We start from the raw sequence: 18515 nt of genomic DNA, 5'->3' as shown, positions 1-18515 counted from the left end.
TTCCCACAGGCTTTAAGGAAATATCCGTCAGATCGAAAGAAAAAAGCGTCTGAGGGGCTGGCGAAGTCAAATGTTGTAGTTGTTTGTTACCAATCTGTGCCAATTGCTCGGCAATTTCAACAGGCCAAACCGTGACCGGTCAGTTCTCATTAGCGTAGTCAGGTTTTTTCTCGCCGTGCGGTTCACGAATGCTCGACGGATGTGTTTAGAATGCCCCTCGTCGCCATGCTCGGGGTTCGCCGTGGGCTTGGCGCAACAGGGTGAAACCGACCACTAAAACAAGAACGAAGACGGGCCTCAAGAGTAAGGACAAGCACCGGTGAGACCGGCTTGATCCGACGCTGGGCCGTCATAGCATGAGGTTGCCGGAATGGCTGCTTCATCGTGGGATGCCATGAATTTCATTCTTTACTCGGACGTCAACGACCGTTCCATCAGCCAGAGTCTCGGTCGTCCTGAATACAGTTACTACTTCGTGCTCAAGGCCTATCGCCCGGTGCTGGAAAGCCTTGGTCGCGTGCATGTGGTGGCGTCCGTCGCCGACGTCGATCCGCTGTATCAACAGCTGAGTCAGGCCGGTGAGGAATGTCTGTTCCTTTCGTTTTCGCCACCGCATAAAGCCCCGACCGATCTGCAATGCCCGATGGTCTGCGTGATTGCCTGGGAATATGACTCGATCCCGTCCGAGTGCTGCGACGACGATCCCCGCCAGGACTGGAGCCAGACCCTGGCGCGTCATGGCCGGGTAATTACCCTGTCCACCCACACGGCGCAGGCGATCCGTAAAACCCTGGGTGAGGACTTCCCCGTACTCGTGCTACCCACACCGTTGTGGGAGCGCTTTGCGCAGGTCCGACAAGACTATCCAGGAGCCCCGGTAAACCCGGGTACGACGTTGCAGATCAAGGGCTGCATCATCGACAGTCGCGCGATGGGCCTGTCCGCCGATGGCTTGATCGCGCCGATACACAGTGAGCAGGAACTGGAACTTCGCGGCCTGGCTGAACCTGAGCCGGAACCCGAGCCCGAAGCGGCACCGCCCCTGACCTGGCGTCGGCGTGCATTCATCACCAAGCATTACCTGCGCGAAGCCTGTCGGGCGCTGACCAGCCCTGGCGAACACCCGCCGCTGTTCTTGCTCAAGCACAATCTGCTGTTGTGGTATCGCGAAGCCGTTGGCGATCTGGTGCCGGACTCCCTCCGTCAGCGGTTGGCGAAATTGCGTACGCCAGCACCGCAGCCACTGCCGGTGGTCACCACGGTCAGCGAAGCGCTGGACCCCGCAGGACATCCGCAAGCGGTATTGCCTGACACCAGCGAACAGGTGGCCATCGATGTCAGTGGCGTGGTCTACGTGAGCGTGTTCAACCCTGAAGACGGTCGCAAAAACTGGCATCACCTGATCACCGCTTTTTGCTGGGCCATGCGTGATAACGAAGACGCCACGCTGGTGCTGAAAATCACCCAGAACGACCTGGCGAGCTACTACGTTCACTTGATCACCTTGCTGTCGCAACTCTCGCCGTTTGCCTGCCGGGTCGTGGTCATGCACGGCTATTTGCAGGACGAGGAGTTCGCCCGGTTGTACGGTGCCGCGAGTTTCTACGTCAACGCCTCCCGCTGCGAAGGTTTGTGTTTGCCGCTGATGGAGTTCATGTCGTGCGGCAAACCGGTGATCGCCCCGAATCACACGGCGATGCGCGACTACATCGACGAAAAGGTCGGCTTCATCGTCAAGTCCAGTCACGAGCCGACGATCTGGCCGGAAGACGTGCGGATCCTCTATCGCACCGTGCGCCATCGCCCGGACTGGAGCTCATTGAGAGCCGCTTATGAGGACAGCTATGCCATGGCCAAAAACCACCCGCAGGCCTATCTGGCCATGGCCGCTGCCGCCAATGAGCGCATGCGCGATTACTGCGGGTTTACCCCGGTGCAGCAGCGTGTGATGGCGTTTTTCGACCTGAAGGCGAACAGCGAAAACACGCCGCTGATGGCCGAGGCGGGGACTGCCGCATGCTGATCATCATTCATTCGGAAACCAACAAGAGCAACATCCAGCAGAACCTCGGCCGCCCCGAGTACAGCTACTACTTCGTCCTCAAGGAATTCCGCCCGGTGCTGGAGCGAATCGGTCAGGTGATCGAGGTCAGCAACCCGGACGAACTGGTTGATCGCCTGTATTTCGATTGCCTGAGCCGTGGCGAGGACTGCGTTTTTCTGTCCTTCTCGCCGCCGCATCGCACGCCGATTCATTACGCCTGCCCGACCATCCCGGTGTTTGCCTGGGAGTTCAGCACCATCCCCACCGAAAACTGGCAGGGCGAACCTCGCCATGATTGGCGGGTGGTGCTGGAGGCATGCGGCCGGGCGATCACCCATTCGAGCTTCACGGTCGACACCGTGCGCAATGCGATGGGCGCGGATTACCCGATCTGTGCGATCCCAGCGCCCGTGTGGGATCGCTTCGCCGCGCGCGGTGAACATTTGGATCGACGCCCTGTCATCGAGCCGATCACCCTGACGCTGCGCGGGTTGCTGATCGACAGTCGCACGGTGGATTTACGCCCCTATGGGCCACCCGGGCGGTGCGAAGGCTCGCCGCTGTCCTTCGCCGGGCCGGCGCAGGATTGCTCGCTGCAGCTTGACGGCGTGGTCTATTGCTCGGTGTTCAACCCCTACGACGGGCGCAAGAACTGGCAGGACATGCTCAGCGCGTTTTGCACCACGTTCCGTGATACCGCCGATGCGACCCTGGTGCTGAAACTCACGCACCACGACATCGCCGAGGCGTTGACCGACATGCTGCACCACCTCTACAAGAACCAGTCTTACCAATGCCGGATCGTGCTGATCCACGGTTATCTGGCCGACGTCGATTACGAACGCCTGGTGCAGGCCACCAGCTACGTGGTCAACAGTTCCTTCGGTGAAGGCCAGTGCCTGCCGCTGATGGAATTCATGTCCTGCGGCAAACCGGCGATTGCGCCGTTGAACACCGCGATGGCTGACTACGTGAGCGCCGACAACGCGTTTATCGTCGATTTCACCGAAGAGCTGACGGCCTGGCCCCACGACCCGCGAGCGGCCTATCGCACGATGCGCTACATGACCAATTGGGACTCGCTGTGCGCGGCTTATCGGGCCAGCTACGACGTGGCGAAGACTGATCAACAGCGTTATGCGGCGATGTCGGCCGAAGCGGTGCGCAGCCTTGAGCGCTTCTGCAGTCAGGCCAGCGCCGAGCAGCGTTTACAGGCGTTCCTCGAGCCGTTGTTGCAAGCGGCCGGCTCTTCATCAGCGCCAGTCGCCGTCGCATGATCCGGCGCCTGCTCGCACGATTGCGTCCGGCGCCTGCAGCGGTTCCCGTCGTGGAGCCGGCCCCTGCCGCACCCGATGCCGCGTCACCACTGTATGTCGGGTTGCGCGACGCGGTCCTCGACGGCTGGTTTCTCGGTGACAGCGGCGAGTTGCTCAAGGGCTTTGCCATCACCGCTGACGATACGTTGCTCGACGTCGGTTGCGGTGACGGCGTAGCGACACTGTTCGCCGTGCGCCAGGGCGCGTCAGTGATCTTCACCGACAGTGAACACGACAAGGTCCGCGAACTGGCGCGGCAGGTCGACGCGCAAAGCCGCCAGTTGAATCTGGGGCTGGTCAGTAACAGCCTGCCGCTGCCGCTGGCCGACGGTTGCGCCAGTAAAGTGGTGTGCATGGAAGTGCTCGAGCATGTCGACCAGCCTGAAGCGTTCATGGCCGAACTGGTACGCATGGGCCGTCCTGGCGCGCAGTATCTGCTCAGCGTGCCGGCCCCGGTTGGTGAGCACCTGCAAAAAGGCATCGCGCCGGCCAGTTATTACCAATCGCCCAATCATGTGCAGATTTTTACTCCGGAGCGTTTCGCCGCGCTGGTGGAGGACGCCGGTCTGGTGATCGAGCATCGTCAGGCCAGCGGTTTTTTCTGGGTGATGGGCATGATCTTCTTCTGGGCCGGCGAACGGGCGGCCGGCCGCGAACTCACGGGGGCCGTGCGTGACCGTATCCATGAGCCGTTCACGCCGATGATGGAGCACTGGGCCAGGGCCTGGCAGAGCCTGCTCGATCAGCCTGACGGGCTGCTGATCAAACAGACGCTGGACCGGTTCATGCCCAAAAGTCAGGTGATCATCGCGCGCAAGCCACTGGATGGCGGAGGCGCACCATGAGCGACAAGCGCATCATGGACATCGAAGTCTTGCGCGCTGTCGCGGTAATGGGCGTGCTGTTCCATCACGTGCAGGGCAGTCTGTTTACCGATACCGTGCCGCTGCTGGTGAAAATTCAGGTGTGGACGCAATCGTGGTGGGGCGTCGATCTGTTCTTCGCGATTTCCGGGTTTGTCATCGCTCGCGGCCTGATCCCGGCACTGCGCCGTTGCAACACGCGTCAGGAGTATTGGCAACAGACGCGCAATTTCTGGTTGCGCCGCGCCTTCCGGTTATTGCCGGCGGCCTGGCTGTGGCTGGCGCTGATGCTGCTGGCGTGTGTCTTTCTCAATCGCTCGGGGGCGTTCGGTTCGCTGTACGCCAACCTGCAGGCGACGCTGGCAGGTGTGCTGCAGTACGCCAATTTCCGCTTGGCCGACAGCTTCTTCCACTACGAATACGGCAGCAGTTTCGTCTACTGGAGCCTGTCGCTGGAGGAGCAGTTCTACCTGCTGTTCCCGCTGCTGATTGTGCTGTTGCGCAAACACCTGGTCTGGGCGTTGCTGGCGCTGATCGCGGTGCAGATTCTCACCGTGCGCTCTCCGTTGCTGATGTTTGTGCGCACTGATGCGCTGGCAGTTGGTGTGCTGCTGGCAATGTGGAGCGCGCAACCTTCCTATCGACGCTGGGAGCCGACCTTTCTGCGCTTGCCCGGGGTTGGCACAGCGGTGTTGCTGGGCATCGGATTGCTCTTGTGTTTCATGGCCACCGACCGCTTTACGTTTGCCAGCTATCGCATCGGTTCGCTCACCGTGCTCAGCGCGCTGCTGGTGTGGATCGCGTCGTACAACCGCGATTACTTGCTGCCGGCCGGCCGATTGCAGCAACTGATGGCCTGGATCGGCAGCCGTTCCTATGGCATCTACCTGATCCATGTTCCGGCCTATCTAATGGTGCGTGAATTGATCTTTCGCTTGCAGGCAGCCGGCCTGCCAAGTCCTGCCGGGCATCCGATTCTGACGTCGCTGCTTGCCCTGGGCCTGATCGCGCTGCTCAGCGAACTCAATTACCGCTTCGTTGAAATGCCCATGCGCAACCGCGGAGCTGCCCTGGTGGCGCGCCTCGGTACGTCCCGATCCGCTGTCCCATCCTCTGGAGCCACCTCATGCTGAGCTTTTTGAAGAAACGCACAGTGGCGGCGCCTGCTCCCGCCGTTGCGCCAGCCGTCATCCCACCGGCGCCCAAGGTCGATCCATTCCTGCTCGGCCTCCACGATTCGGAGCTCAGCGGCTGGTTCAACCAGAAGACCGGGGAGTTGTTCACAGGCTTTCCCGTGGGCCCCGAAGACACGCTGCTCGACGTCGGCTGCGGCGATGGCGGCAACGTGCATTTCTGCGGCATGCGCGGGGCGAAGATCATCATCGCCGACATCGACGGCGCCAAGGTTGAAGCCACCCGCCAGCGTCTGAGCGATACCCCGGCGCGCGACATCGAATGCCACGTCACCGACTGCAACCCCTTGCCGATCGCCGATGGCACCGCGACCCGCGTGGTGTCCACTGAAGTCATCGAGCACGTTGACGATCCGGCGCAGTTTCTCGCCGAACTGGTGCGTGTCGGCCAACCGGGCGCGCTGTATCTGCTGAGCGTGCCGCACCCCAGCTCCGAGCACCTGCAAAAGGGTATCGCCGCGCCGGTGTACTTCGAGAAGCCCAACCACGTGCGGATCATCGGCGAAGAGCAGTTCAAGACGATGGTCAGTGAGGCGGGGCTGGAAGTCATCAGCCACAGCCAGCACGGTTTCTATTGGGCCATGTGGATGTTGCTGTTCTGGGAAGCGAAGGTTGACCTGAGCAACCCCGATCATCCGTTGCTCAACCACTGGGCGGCTACCTGGCAGGCACTGCTGGAAACTCCGCGCGGGTTGCAGATCAAACAGGCACTCGATGCGGTGGTGCCAAGATGTCAGATCATCATTGCCCGCAAGCCCTGAAGTTTTACCGCCGTGAGCCTGCTCGCGGCGGTTTTGTGTACCCTGCATTTTTGTGTCGGCAGGGATTAGCGATTTCATGCGGTTGGGTTATTCGATACTGATTACGGTGATGTTGCTGGCGGGGTGTGAACAACGGGACGCACCGCCACTCGACCAGCAACTTTATGTCTGGCAACGCCAGTGGACGCCCGCCCATGCGGCGGCGTTGCGCGATAGCCGAAATGATTTTTCCACCTTGCGCGTGTTGGCGTTGCAGGCTTTTCCGGGGGCGGACTGGAGCCGGGCGCGAATCGATGCAGCCTTGTTGAAAAGCGATGGCCGTCCGCTGATCGCAGTGATTCGTCTTGACGGCCAACTCAAGGCGCTGGACCAGCAACAGGTCACGGCGCAAATCCTTCAGGTGATCCAGGACTGGCAGGCGCAAGGCCTCACGGTGCAGGGTGTGGAAATCGACCACGATGCCGGCAACGCCCGGCTGCCGGACTATGCAAAATTCCTCAGCCATCTGCGTTCGGCGTTGCCGGTGTCATTGCCGCTGAGCATCACCGCGTTGCCGGCGTGGCTCGACAGTGCGCAGCTGCCGACCCTGCTGGCCGCGGTCGATAGCAGCGTGCTGCAAGTGCATGCCGTCAGTGACCCGCGACGCGGTCTGTTCGATCCCGAGCAGGCACGGCGATGGGCGGACGCCTGGGGGAAGATCACATCTAAACCCTTTTACCTAGCGCTACCGGCCTATGGTGTGGCGCTGTTGGCGGATGGCGACGGCGCACCGCTGGTTGAAAGTGAAGTACCGCTTGAGCGCGGCGGTCAGCGCCGCGAATTGCTCGCTGATCCGTTGCAACTGAGCCAACTCGGTAAAGCATTACGCGAAGATCCGCCTGCGCATCTGGCCGGGTTGATCTGGTTTCGGCTGCCGTTGGCCAATGACCGGCGCGCCTGGAGTCTGACCACGTTGCGCGCTGTAGCGCGGGGCGATGCGTTGCACAGCCAGCTCGGCCTGAGCTTTAGCGAGCAGGGCGGTCTCTACGACATCACGCTGAACAATCCCGGCAACCTCGACAGCCCATGGCCCGCGCGGATCACCATTAAGGCCCAAGGTTGTGAAGGGGCCGATGCGCTCACCGGTTATTCGTTGCAACAAAGCCCGGATCTGCTTACCTTCACCCGCCTTCGCGACGGCCGCTTGCCGGCGGACGGGCAGCGCGCCATCGGTTGGGCACGTTGCGCACATATTGATCAAGGAGGTTCGCATGTTGACCCGTAACTGGCCCCGCCATCTGCTTTGCCTGAGCCTCAGCCTGCCGCTGGGTTCAGCTGTGGCCTGCGGCCCGGATTTCCCTAACCGGCTGCTCGATGATCGCGGGCAGACCCTGGCCGATTTGCCGGCGGGCAGCTTCAAATTCGAAATAAGTCGTCTCGGCAAGACCATCGCCGGGCTGAAGAATGTCACGGCGGCGACGCACAATCCCGACGACATGTATGGCGATGAAGAGGCGCCGGCCAAGGCCCGCGAACAAGCCGAACAGCTTGGTCTGGACAACGAGCAGGCCGCGCTGGTCATGCAACTGCGTGGCCTGACCGATGCCCGTCAAGCCGAAGAGCAGGGCGCCAGTCTGCCAGCGGAAATCCGTCTGTACGTGGCGGGCGCGGTAGCGTTTGCGACGGGCGAACATCAACTGGCGGTCGAGTATTTCGACAAACTGCTGGCATTGCCCGCCGAGCAGCGTCCGTTGCGCAGCACTTGGGCGGCCTACTCGCTTGGCCGTACCTGGTTGGCCATGAGCAGTGAAGCGGAAGACGCCATCGCAGCGCTGGAGCAATCGCGTGAAGCGTTCCGCCAAGCCCGCCAGATGAGCATCGACGGCTTCAGCGATCCGCTGGAACTGGGCGTTGCCAGTCTCGGCGAGGAGGCGCGGGTGTTGCGCAGCGCCGGCGACTGGAGCGGCGCCATCGAACTGTATGAAGCGCAAAATCTGCATGGCTCGGCCGTGGGTTACACCTCGCTGAAACAATTGGTGAACGAACTGGCCGAGTTGCCCGAGGCTGATCTGGCGAAGTTGCTGCAACGCAAAGCGGTGCAGCAGTTGGTCACCGCATCGTTGGTCAGCCGTCTCGACTGGTCGTATGGCGAGCAGCCGCCGAACGAGAAAAAACTCATCAAACTGCTGCAGAGCAGCACCCGCGGCAGCCTCGAAAACGCCGATCGGCTGGCGGCAATGAATTACCAACAGGGTGACTACGCCAGCGCCAAGGCCTTCCTCGAAAACGCCGGTGACGGCGGACTGGCCTGGTGGTTGCGGGCGAAGCTGGCGGTACGCGATGGCGATAAAAATGCCGCCGCTGCTGCTTACGCCAAAGCCGCACAAGCGTTCCCGCAGAGCGAAAGCTGGGGCTATCAGCGCACGGCGGACTGGGCGTTTGAAACCGTCCAGCCGAAATGCCGGGTCGAGGGCGAAAGCGCGATTCTGGCCTTGCAACGGGGCGAATACCTGCAAGCCTTCGTGCAGTTGTATCGCAGCAACAGCATCTATTGGTTTGACGCCGCGACGGTGGCCGAGCGCGTGCTGACGGTCGAAGAGCTCAAGCAGTATGTCGATGAAAACGTCCCGGCCCCGGCAGTGCCGATTGACGATGGGCAAGGAGACGCCGAGCAACTGCATACAGCCGAAAATCTGCGTTATCTGCTGGCCCGGCGTTTGTTGCGTGAAGGGCATTACGCCGAGGCGCTCGACTATTTCGACAGCAGCAGTATGAAAGATGAGGCCAGGTACTACGGCGAACAGCGTCTGGCGGCAGACAATGCATGGTGGCCGACGAAACGCGCCACGGCGTTGTTCAATGCTGCGGTGGCCGCGCGTGAAAACGGCTTCTTGATCCTGGGGTACGAGATGGCGCCGGATTATGTGTCGTTTGGCGGTTTCTATTCTCTCGGCAGCCCGGCGTTGCAAGCCGGGCCGCTGGTCAATGAAGACGAAGTGCAACGCCAGCAGGCCAGCGAAGCGCTGACCAAGCATCGTTTCCACTACCGTTTCGTCGCGTCCGAGTTGGCCAATCGTGCGGCCGACAACCTGCCGCATACCAGTCAGGCGTTTGCTGCCGTGTTGTGCAGGGCCGCCGGGTTCAACACCAGCGTGGAAGATCAGCAAGCGCTGTATCAGCGTTACGTGAAGGAAGGGCCGTACGTGCAGTGGGCGGAGAATTTCGGCCGTCAGTGCGAGGAGCCGGACTTTGCCAACGCTGACAAACGTTACGTCACCCAAGTGACCGATGCCGTACGCACGGCGCTGCGGCCTTACAAATGGCCGGTGATCGGTGCCGTTGTGCTGTTTGGCGTTGCCGCGTTGCTGGTGTTCGGCCGTCGTCGCAAGGTGCGCAAAAACTAAGCCTGCTGGATGAACGTCAGGCGCACCGCAAAGCCGATCAACAGGCTGCCGAACAGCCATTGCTGAACCCGTTGCGCCGTTGGACTGTGTTGCAGCCAACGGCCCAGCGCGGCGCCGGTCAGGGCGTAGGCGCTGTCGAACAGCAATCCGACGCCAACCAGCAGCATGCCGAGGACGGTGAATTGGCTCAGCACCGGTGCGCCATCGGCGACGATGAATTGTGGCAACAGCACGGAGCAGAACAGCAGCGCCTTGGGGTTGAGCAGATTGGTCAGCAAGCCGCGCCGGATTGCTTCGCGCCATTGCCCGCGCGTGTCGGCAATGTCCCCGGCGTTCAGGTTCGGCACCAGTGTGCTGCGCAGGCATTGAATGCCGATCCACAGCAGATACGCCGCCCCGGCCAGTCGCACCACGTCGAACGTCCACGGCGCAGCCTTGAACAACGCCGCCAGCCCCAACGCCGCCAATGCCACGTGACAACCGCGGGCAATCGCCAGACCCATCGCCGTGGCCAGCGCTGCCCCACGACCCTGACGGGCGCCGGTTTGCAGCAGCAGGATCATGTCCGGTCCGGGCAAAAGAAACACCACGGCCAATGCCAGGAAAAACAGCCAGAGACTCGCCACGTCATACCCCTTTCGTTGTCGATTCGGTGACGTCAGTCTAGGGCTGAAGGGCGGGGCAGGTGCTTGCGTAGTCAGCTTCAAAAGGTTGCAGATTTGGCATAACCTGCGTTCTTTTCATGCGCACACCATCAGGATCTGCCAAAGATGAAACTCGACGCTTTTGATCGCAAGATTCTCGCCGCGCTGCAACGGGACGGACGCCTGAGCAACGTCGAGCTGGCGGACGAAATCGGCCTGTCTGCCTCGCCCTGCCTGCGCCGGGTGCGGATGCTGGAAGAGGCCGGGGTGATTCGCGGCTATCAGGCCAATCTGGATCGCGATGAAGTGGGGTTGGGGCTGACGGTGTTTGTCGGGGTCAAGGTTGAGCGGCATAACGATGAACAGGCGGAAGCCTTTTACCGGGCGGTCACCGCGTTGCCGGAAGTGATTTCGGCGTTTCTGGTGTCCGGAGAGTCGGACTTTCTGCTGCAGGTTGTCGTGCCGGATCTGCGCGCGTATGACCGTTTTCTCAGTGGTTGCCTGTTGAAGCTGCCGGGGGTGAGTGACATCCGCAGCAACTTTGCGATTCACACGGTGAAGACTCCGGGAGCCTTGCCGCTGGGGCATCTTCCTGCCTGAAAGCAGAGATCGCAGCCTTCGGCAGGCAATGCGTACTCCTGTAGGAGTTGCCGAAGGCTGCGATCTTTTGATCTTTACATCTGCGTCGCCATCCCCTCGACATTCATTGCTGCCTGGCGCAGCGCCTCGGACCGTGTCGGGTGCGGATGGCAGGTCAAGGCAATGTCCTCAGCCGAAGCGCTGAACTCCATCGCCACACAGAACTCGCCGATCATTTCACTCACGCTTGGGCCGACCAGGTGCACGCCGAGCACTTCGTCTGTGCGCTCGTCGGCGATGACTTTGGCGAAACCTTCGGTCTCGTGATTGATCTTCGCCCGGCTGTTGGCGGTGAACGGAAACTTGCCGACCTTGTAGACGCGACCTTCAGCCTTGAGCTGCTCTTCGGTCTTGCCGACGCTGGCCAGCTCCGGTTTGGTGTAGATCACGTTGGGGATCAGGTCGTAATTGACCTCTCCGGCCTTGCCGTGAATCTGCTCGACGCAGGCCATTGCTTCATCTTCAGCCTTATGGGCGAGCATCGGCCCGGAGGTCACGTCACCAATCACCCAGACGCCGGGGGCTTCGGTGCGGTGCTGTTTGTTGGCGAGCATGCCGCGCTTGTCGGTACTCAGACCGACGTTTTCCAGGCCCAGGCCTTGGGTATACGGGCGGCGACCGATGGCCACCAGCACATAATCAGCTTCCAGCAGTTCGGCGCTGCCGCCCGCCGCCGGTTCGACGCTGAGCTGCACACCGTTGGCCGAGGCGGTGGCGCTGGTGACTTTCGAACTCAGTTTGAAGGCGATGCCTTGTTTGCTCAGCGCGCGCTGCAAGGTTTTGCCGGCCTCGCCATCGACACCCGGACAGATGCGATCGAGGTACTCGACCACCGTGACTTGCGCACCGAGCCTGCGCCACACCGAACCGAGTTCGAGGCCGATCACGCCGGCACCGATCACCACCAGATGTTTGGGCACTTCGCTCAGGGACAGCGCACCGGTAGAGTCGAGGATGCGCTTGTTGTCGATCTCGACACCCGGCAGGGGCGTGGGCTCGGAGCCGGTGGCGATGATGATGTCCTTGGCGGTCAGCTCGATCTTGCTGCCCTGATCGCCAGTGACCGTGACTTTACCCGGCCCGTCGATATGTCCCCAACCCTTGATCCAGTCGACCTTGTTCTTGCGAAACAGAAACTCGATGCCTTTGGTCAGGCCGGCCACGCTCTCGTCTTTCTGCTTCATCATTTGCGCGAGGTTCAGCGTCGGTTTGACTTCGATGCCGAGGTTGGCGAATTCCGCGCCCATGGCCGCGTCGTACAACTCCGAGGCATGCAACAAGGCTTTGGACGGCATGCAACCGACGTTCAGGCAGGTGCCGCCAAGGGTTGCGCGACCCTCCACGCAAGCAGCCTTGAGGCCCAACTGGCCGGCGCGTATCGCCGCGTTATAGCCACCGGGGCCGCCGCCCAGAATCACTACGTCATAGTTGCTCATGCGCTTACTCCTGGTTGAGGGATGCGGATCGCTAAAAGTAGTCGGTGATAAAAATTACGAGCGTAATATGTGCGCGTATAGACATTTCGGTCAAGGCTTCAGGCAAGCGACAGGTTGCGCGTCTTTAGATAAGCGCAATTGTGTACGAATATTTCACGACTTTCGTTATATCGTAACGATAAGAGCAGTGAGCCGATGGCTTTGGGGTGATATGCAAGTCGATCTGGAGGTTGAGGGCACGCAAGTGACCGGACTGCCGCGCTTTCAGCAGGCCGCGACACAGGGCCGGCGATTACGCCGTCTGGCGATTGGCCTTGGCAGTCTGGCCGGGGCAGGGTGGGGGCTGGCGTTTTTTGTCGGATTGTTCGCGCCGCAATCGTTATGGCTGCCGCTGCTGGTCAATCAGGGGGCGGCGTTGCTGGTGTTGGTCGCCGGACTGCAATCGGCGTGGTGGGTGACGCAGTGGCGTGCCCGGGTGATGAGTCCGCTGGCGTCGCTACCGCTTGCGGCTGAGGAGTCGCCCGCACCGGATGGCTGGTACGAGCGCCTGCTCGATCGTCTGAGTCGACGCAGTGTTTACTTGCTCGGCCTGATCGGCGCGGCGACGTTGTGGCTGGGTGGTTGGGCACTGTTGGTGGTGCTCAGTATCGAGCAGGTGTGGAACCTCGCCTTACCGGCCGCTGCAGTAGGTGTGTCCGCCACGGTTGGCGCGGCACTCGCCTTGCTGTTGGCGTTCGGGCTGCTGGTGCTGGAGCGGCAACTGGCTCAGGAAAACCCCGCGCAATGGCCCGAAGCCGGTTCATTGGCCCAACTGATGCGCGTGGCAATTATCAGTCTGGTGTTGGGAGCGCTGTGTTTACTGTTCGCCAGTGACCAGGCGTTGTGGCCCGTTCGCTTGGCGGTGCTAGTGGGAATCTTGCCGGGATTGGTCGCGATCGAGTGGTTATTGCGTGCCGTTCTGTCACTGTTCAGCCCTCGACGTGATCAGCTTGAACCGACCTTGCTGGCGCGCAGTTTTGTTGCCGATCTGCTGCGTTGGCCGCCGCAACCCTTGCTCGTGTTGCAGCACGAATTGCATAACCGGTTTGGCATCGATCTGCGCCAGATCTGGGCGTTCAGCTACATGCGCAAGGCGTTTCTGCCGGTGTTGGCATTGGTCGCGGTGGTGGGCTGGGCATTGACCGGCCTCCACGAAATTCCCCTGCAAGGATGTGGTATCTACGAGCGCTTCGGCAAACCGGTGCAGGTGTTCGGCCCCGGCTTGCACGCAGGTTTACCGTGGCCATTGGGACGGGTATTGAGCGTCGAAAACGGTGTGGTGCATGAGTTGGCGACCAGTGTTGGCGAAACGCCGGCAGTTGTTCAATCCGAACCGGCCGAAGGGCCGGCTCCGTACACAGCCAACCGTTTGTGGGACGCCAGCCATGTAAACGACAAATCCCAGGTCATCGCCAGCAGCCGCGGCGAGCAGCAGAGCTTTCAGATCGTCAACATGGACGTGCGTTTCGTCTATCGCATCGGTCTGAGCGATCAAGCGGCGCTGGCGGCAACCTACAACAGCGCCGATGTGCCGACGCTGATCCGCAGCACCGCCAGCCGGATTCTGGTCCACGATTTCGCCTCGCGCACCCTCGACGGATTGCTTGGAGCGGACCGGGCAGGGCTGGCAGAAGACATCGGCCGCGCTGTGCAAAGCGATCTGCAAAAACTCGACAGCGGCGTGGAAATTCTCGCCACGGTCGTCGAGGCGATTCATCCGCCGGCCGGTGCAGCCAACGCTTACCACAGCGTGCAAGCAGCGCAGATCGGTGCGCAGGCATTGATCGCCCGCGAACGCGGTGCAGCGGCCGAAGCGAGTAATCAGGCGCAGTTGCAGGCCAGCCTTGCCCGCGATCAGGCCAGCGCCAGCGCCCGCGAAATCAGCGCCGCCGCGCAGGCCGCTGATTTGAAATTCAGCGCCGAACAAAAAGCCTACGCCAGTGCCGGCCAAGCGTTTGTGCTGGAGCAATACCTCAGTCAACTCAGCCAAGGCCTGAGCAAAGCCAAATTGCTGGTACTCGACCATCGACTGGGCGGCAGCAGCAACGCCCCGACCATCGACCTGCGCTCATTCACGCTGCCGGCTGACCCGACGCCCGCGCGTACCATCGCTCAACCAGGAGTCGCCCATTGAGCCAGTCGCATCAACACGATCATCACGACCACGGCGGCCACGATCACAGCCACGGCGGACATCACCATCATCACGGTCATCACCACCACGGCGCGCCGGAAGAGGCGGGGCCATTGCCGTGGCGACGCCTGGGCTGGGCGGCGTTGCTGGTGGCTTTCGCCATCGCGGCGGCGAGTCTGGTGCAAGTGCGCTCCGGCGAAGCCACGGTCATCACGCGTTTCGGTAACCCATCGCGGGTTTTGCTCGACCCGGGTTTGAGCTGGCGCTGGCCGGCACCGTTCGAAGCAGCGATTCCAGTCGATTTGCGTCTGCGCACCACCTCCAGTGGGTTGCAGGATGTCGGCACCCGCGACGGTTTGCGCATCATCGTTCAGGCCTACGTAGCGTGGCAGGTCCAAGGCGATCCGGACAATGTGCAACGCTTCATGCGCGCGGTACAGAATCAACCGGACGAGGCGGCGCGGCAGATCCGCACGTTTGTCGGCTCGGCCCTGGAAACCACCGCGAGCAGTTTTGATCTGGCGAATCTGGTGAATACCGATTCCAGTCAGGTACGCATCGCCGACTTCGAGGCGCAGTTGCGCCAGCAGATCGATCAGCAACTGCTCGCCACGTATGGTGTGCGCGTAGTGCAGGTCGGTATCGAACGGCTGACTTTGCCCTCGGTGACACTCACCGCCACGGTTGATCGGATGCGCGCCGAGCGTGAAACGATCGCCACCGAACGCACCGCTATCGGCAAACGCGAAGCGGCACAAATCCGTTCTGCCGCCGAGCGTGATGCGCGAATCGTGCAGGCTGACGCGACAGTGAAAGCCGCCGATATCGAAGCGCAATCCCGTGTCGAAGCGGCGCAGATCTACGGGCGCGCCTATGCCGGTTCGCCGCAGCTGTACAACTTGCTGCGTTCGCTGGATACCCTCGGCACCATCGTTACTCCAGACACCAAACTGATATTGCGCACCGATGCCGCGCCGTTCCGTGTGCTGGTCGATGGCCCGCCGAATCTCGATAGCAAAAGCGGAACGCAGCCATGAGTGAAGAAGTTCCACGTGGAACACATGCGCTGAACAGTCCGTGGATTCAAGCCGGTCGCTTGGCGTTTTTCGCCTTGTACGCGGTTACCGTATTGGCCGCATTGGCGTGGGCGTTTTCCAATGTGCGGCAGATCGATCCGCAGAATCGTGCCGTGGTCTTGCACTTTGGCGCGCTGGATCGCATCCAGAATGCCGGTTTGCTGTTGGCGTGGCCGCAGCCATTCGAACAGGTGGTTCTGCTGCCGGCGGCGGATCGGGTGATTGAGCGGCGAGTGGAGAATCTGTTGCGCAGCGATGAGGCGTTGAAGGCCGACCGAGTCGCCTCGTTCGCGACACCGATCAGCGATGCACTGGCCGGTTCTGGTTATTTATTAACCGGTGATGCCGGTGTGGTGCAACTGGATGTGCGGGTGTTTTACAAAGTCACCGATCCCTATGACTTCGTCCTGCAGGGCGATCATGTGCTGCCGGCGCTCGATCGTCTGGTCACTCGCAGCGCCGTGGCCCTGACCGCCGCGCGGGATCTGGACACCATTCTGGTCGCTCGACCAGAACTCATTGGCGCCGACAATCAAGCCGCCGAACGCCGTGAACGCTTGCGCGGTGATCTGGTGCAAGGCATCAATAAACGCTTGGCTGAACTGAAGGCGAACGGGCAGGGCATCGGCATCGAAGTGGCGCGGGTCGATGTGCAATCGAGTCTGCCCGATCCTGCCGTCAGTGCATTCAACGCCGTCCTCACCGCCAGTCAGCAGGCCGACAAAGCTGTGGCCAATGCCCGCACTGACGCCGAGAAACTCACCCAGTCCGCCAACGAGCAGGCCGACCGCACGCTGCAAGTCGCCCACGCTCAGGCCGGTGAACGCTTGGCCAAAGCGTCAGCTGACACCGCCACGGTGCTGAGCCTGGCCAAGGCCCGACAACAAGGCACCGACCCGCAAATGCTCCTGCGCCTGTACCGCGAGCGCATGCCGAAAATCCTCGGCCAGGCTGGATCGGTGACCACGGTCGATCCGCAAGACGATTCCCGCCTGATCATTCAGGGAGCCAGTCAATGAACGCGACTACCGCTGCACCGAGTCTGTTGTCCTCAGCCGAACAACGGCGCGCAGCCCGGCAACTGACGTTGGCGATGCTCGCACTTGGGCTGCTCGGCCTCGGTTTGATCTGGCGCTGGGCGATGCCGGAACAAACCGGTGTCAGCCAGTTGCTGCTCGGTTTTGCTTCTTTATTAGTTGCCGTGCCGGTGATGCGTTCGGCGTGGTACAGCGTGCGTTATCCGAGCCTGCATGGCATTACCGATCAACTGATTGCCCTGGCGATGCTCGGGGCGTGGGCAACGGGTGATCTGCTGACCGCCGCGCTGCTGCCGATCATCATGATCTTCGGTCATGTGCTGGAGGAGCGCAGCGTCATTGGTTCACAGGAAGCGATTCACGCCCTCGGCCAATTGACCCGCAGTCACGCGCGCAAACTGCAGGCCGATGGCTCGATCATCGAAATCGACAACGGCATGCTCAAACCCGGCGACACGGTCGAGGTGCGTGCCGGTGACCGTGTTCCGGCGGACGGACGCGTTCTATCTGGCCAGGCCAGTCTCGATACTGCTTCGATTACCGGCGAATCCGTGCCGGTGGAAGCAGACGTCGGCATGTCGGTATTTGGCGGTGCGATCAATCTGGACGGACTGCTGCATATCGAAGTGACCCGCACCGGCGATGAGTCGACCCTCGGCAAAGTCATCGCGCTGATGCAAAACGCCGAGCGCTCAAAACCGCCCATCACTCGCCTGCTCGAACGCTATGCCGGCAGTTACATGGTGCTGGTGTTGCTGCTGGCAGCCGTGACCTGGTTTGTCACCCACGATGCGCAAGCGATGCTCGCGGTGTTGGTGGCGGCGTGTCCGTGCGCCTTGGTGCTTTCCGCTCCGGCCACGGCGATTGCCGGTGTCGCGGTAGCGGCGCGCCACGGGATTCTTATCCGCAGTTCGGCCTTCCTCGAAGAATTGGCCGACCTCACTTCGCTGGTGGTCGACAAGACCGGGACCCTGACTTTTGGCACTTTGCGCTTGCAGTCGATCAACAGCCCATGCGCGGATTCGTCCTCGGTGATGGCGCTGGCGGCCAGTCTCGGCGCTGCAAGCAGTCACCCGGTCAGTCGCGCACTGGCCGGGTTGGTGCGGCAGGAAGACTATTTGTCCCTCAGCGATATCCATGAGCGGCAGGGGCTCGGCGTCGTCGCCTTCACCGGACAGGGCGAAGCGGCTCTCGGCCGCCCTGAGTTGTTTGCGCAACTCGGCATCACCACGACCACGGTTCCCGATCACGACGGCCCCATCGCCGGGCTGTCGCTCAACGGGGAATTTCTCGCGTGGTTGTTACTGGCTGACAGCGTCAAACCGGAAGCAAGATTTGCCCTCGGTGAATTGCGTGAACTGGGCCTTGGACGGCAACTGCTGCTTACGGGCGATCGACACAGTGTGGCGCAGTCTCTGGCCAGAGAGGTCGGGTTGCACGAAGTCGAAGCCCAGGCCTTGCCCGAGGACAAACTCAATCGCGTGCTCAAGGAAATCGACAATGGCTTCCGGCCGATGGTGGTCGGCGACGGCATTAACGACTCGCTCGCGCTCAAGGCGGGTGTGGTGGGTGTGGCGATGGGGGCGGGCGGTGCGGATATTGCTCTGGCGTCGGCGGACATCGTGCTGATCGGCAGCGATCTACGCCGGCTCGGCACCTGCGTGCGACTCAGTCGTCAGTGCCGCAGGACATTGCAGGTAAATGTGATCATCGGCCTGGGCTGGACGCTGGCCATTGTGGTGTTCGCCGCGTTCGGCTGGCTGGGGGCTGCCGGGGCGATGATTGCGGCGTTGCTGCACAACCTCAGCACGCTATTGGTGCTGGGTAATGCCGGGCGATTACTGCGTTTTCAGGAACCGTTGCTCAAGCTCAAGGAAGAATCCTGAAATTATTTTTCGCTCCTCTGTAACGCCGTCGGGGCTGCTCTCTCTAGTGCCATGTCGGGACTGA

Annotated in this window: 14 protein-coding genes; 12 read left to right on the top strand and 2 right to left on the bottom strand. The window is 61.6% G+C overall.

What is annotated here, in order from left to right; genetic code table 11:
- The first annotated feature begins 394 nt into the window (after positions 1–394).
- From KI231_RS29645 to KI231_RS29615, 7 genes are all read left to right on the top strand, one after another.
- Positions 395–2023 (top strand): glycosyltransferase, encoded by a 1629-nt coding sequence (locus KI231_RS29645; protein WP_213027058.1) that lies wholly within the window; start codon positions 395–397, stop codon positions 2021–2023.
- Positions 2017–3321: a glycosyltransferase gene (locus KI231_RS29640; RefSeq protein WP_213027057.1), complete on the top strand. Its 1305-nt coding sequence runs from the start codon at positions 2017–2019 to the stop codon at positions 3319–3321. Before KI231_RS29645 ends, KI231_RS29640 begins: the two co-directional genes overlap by 7 nt.
- A complete protein-coding gene (locus KI231_RS29635; protein WP_213027056.1) occupies positions 3318–4205 on the top strand; it encodes a class I SAM-dependent methyltransferase in 888 nt (295 codons plus the stop codon). The genes KI231_RS29640 and KI231_RS29635 overlap by 4 nt, the downstream gene beginning before the upstream one ends.
- Entirely contained in the window at positions 4202–5356 is a 1155-nt protein-coding gene (locus KI231_RS29630) for an acyltransferase family protein (protein ID WP_213027055.1), read from the top strand. Before KI231_RS29635 ends, KI231_RS29630 begins: the two co-directional genes overlap by 4 nt.
- Complete coding sequence (locus KI231_RS29625) at positions 5350–6177, top strand: class I SAM-dependent methyltransferase (RefSeq protein ID WP_213027054.1); 828 nt, start codon at positions 5350–5352, stop codon at positions 6175–6177. The genes KI231_RS29630 and KI231_RS29625 overlap by 7 nt, the downstream gene beginning before the upstream one ends.
- A gap of 76 nt (positions 6178–6253) precedes the next feature.
- Positions 6254–7441 (top strand): DUF3142 domain-containing protein, encoded by a 1188-nt coding sequence (locus tag KI231_RS29620; protein ID WP_213027053.1) that lies wholly within the window; start codon positions 6254–6256, stop codon positions 7439–7441.
- Entirely contained in the window at positions 7428–9560 is a 2133-nt protein-coding gene (locus KI231_RS29615) for a hypothetical protein (protein WP_213027052.1), read from the top strand. The genes KI231_RS29620 and KI231_RS29615 overlap by 14 nt, the downstream gene beginning before the upstream one ends.
- Here KI231_RS29615 and KI231_RS29610 read toward each other — a convergent pair.
- Positions 9557–10186 (bottom strand): LysE family translocator, encoded by a 630-nt coding sequence (locus KI231_RS29610; protein ID WP_213027051.1) that lies wholly within the window; start codon positions 10184–10186, stop codon positions 9557–9559. The two genes, KI231_RS29615 and KI231_RS29610, sit on opposite strands and share 4 nt — an antisense overlap.
- 144 nt (positions 10187–10330) lie before the next feature.
- Between KI231_RS29610 and KI231_RS29605 the strand changes: the two genes are divergently transcribed.
- Entirely contained in the window at positions 10331–10804 is a 474-nt protein-coding gene (locus KI231_RS29605; RefSeq protein ID WP_103302808.1) for an Lrp/AsnC family transcriptional regulator, read from the top strand.
- 74 nt (positions 10805–10878) lie between these two features.
- Here the strand turns inward: KI231_RS29605 and lpdA are convergent, their stop codons facing one another.
- Positions 10879–12279 (bottom strand): dihydrolipoyl dehydrogenase, encoded by a 1401-nt coding sequence (gene lpdA / locus KI231_RS29600; protein ID WP_213027050.1) that lies wholly within the window; start codon positions 12277–12279, stop codon positions 10879–10881.
- A gap of 211 nt (positions 12280–12490) precedes the next feature.
- Here lpdA and hflK (KI231_RS29595) point away from each other — a divergent pair, with 211 nt between their 5' ends.
- From hflK (KI231_RS29595) to KI231_RS29580, 4 genes are read left to right on the top strand one after another with little or no spacing between them, the layout of a single operon-like run.
- On the top strand, positions 12491–14452 hold the full coding sequence (hflK, locus tag KI231_RS29595) for a protease modulator HflK (RefSeq protein WP_213028857.1): 1962 nt from the start codon (positions 12491–12493) through the stop codon (positions 14450–14452).
- Positions 14449–15489 carry a protease modulator HflC gene (gene hflC, locus KI231_RS29590; protein ID WP_213027049.1) on the top strand — a complete coding sequence of 347 codons (1041 nt, stop codon included), beginning with the start codon at positions 14449–14451 and terminating at the stop codon, positions 15487–15489. Before hflK (KI231_RS29595) ends, hflC begins: the two co-directional genes overlap by 4 nt.
- Positions 15486–16547, top strand: coding sequence for a protease modulator HflK (gene hflK, locus KI231_RS29585; protein ID WP_213027048.1), 1062 nt, complete (start codon positions 15486–15488; stop codon positions 16545–16547). The genes hflC and hflK (KI231_RS29585) overlap by 4 nt, the downstream gene beginning before the upstream one ends.
- Positions 16544–18451, top strand: a complete 1908-nt coding sequence (locus KI231_RS29580; RefSeq protein WP_213027047.1) for a heavy metal translocating P-type ATPase — start codon at positions 16544–16546, stop codon at positions 18449–18451. Before hflK (KI231_RS29585) ends, KI231_RS29580 begins: the two co-directional genes overlap by 4 nt.
- The last annotated feature ends 64 nt before the right edge of the window (positions 18452–18515 follow it).

This window comes from Pseudomonas sp. Seg1, assembly GCF_018326005.1.
Classification (GTDB): domain Bacteria; phylum Pseudomonadota; class Gammaproteobacteria; order Pseudomonadales; family Pseudomonadaceae; genus Aquipseudomonas.
Note: the sequence above shows the minus strand (reverse complement) of the source record. Positions and strands in the feature narration are given on the sequence as shown.

Bases quoted from the DNA above. Each gene is read 5' to 3' on its own strand.
- KI231_RS29630 (WP_213027055.1), top strand. From the start codon at position 4,202: ATGAGCGACAAGCGCATCATGGACATCGAAGTCTTGCGCGCTGTCGCG.
- KI231_RS29620 (WP_213027053.1), top strand. From the start codon at position 6,254: ATGCGGTTGGGTTATTCGATACTGATTACGGTGATGTTGCTGGCGGGG.
- KI231_RS29640 (WP_213027057.1), top strand. From the start codon at position 2,017: ATGCTGATCATCATTCATTCGGAAACCAACAAGAGCAACATCCAGCAG.
- KI231_RS29580 (WP_213027047.1), top strand. From the start codon at position 16,544: ATGAACGCGACTACCGCTGCACCGAGTCTGTTGTCCTCAGCCGAACAA.
- KI231_RS29645 (WP_213027058.1), top strand. From the start codon at position 395: ATGAATTTCATTCTTTACTCGGACGTCAACGACCGTTCCATCAGCCAG.
- KI231_RS29605 (WP_103302808.1), top strand. From the start codon at position 10,331: ATGAAACTCGACGCTTTTGATCGCAAGATTCTCGCCGCGCTGCAACGG.
- hflK (WP_213028857.1), top strand. From the start codon at position 12,491: ATGCAAGTCGATCTGGAGGTTGAGGGCACGCAAGTGACCGGACTGCCG.
- KI231_RS29635 (WP_213027056.1), top strand. From the start codon at position 3,318: ATGATCCGGCGCCTGCTCGCACGATTGCGTCCGGCGCCTGCAGCGGTT.
- lpdA (WP_213027050.1), bottom strand. From the start codon at position 12,279: ATGAGCAACTATGACGTAGTGATTCTGGGCGGCGGCCCCGGTGGCTAT.
- KI231_RS29615 (WP_213027052.1), top strand. From the start codon at position 7,428: ATGTTGACCCGTAACTGGCCCCGCCATCTGCTTTGCCTGAGCCTCAGC.
- KI231_RS29625 (WP_213027054.1), top strand. From the start codon at position 5,350: ATGCTGAGCTTTTTGAAGAAACGCACAGTGGCGGCGCCTGCTCCCGCC.
- hflK (WP_213027048.1), top strand. From the start codon at position 15,486: ATGAGTGAAGAAGTTCCACGTGGAACACATGCGCTGAACAGTCCGTGG.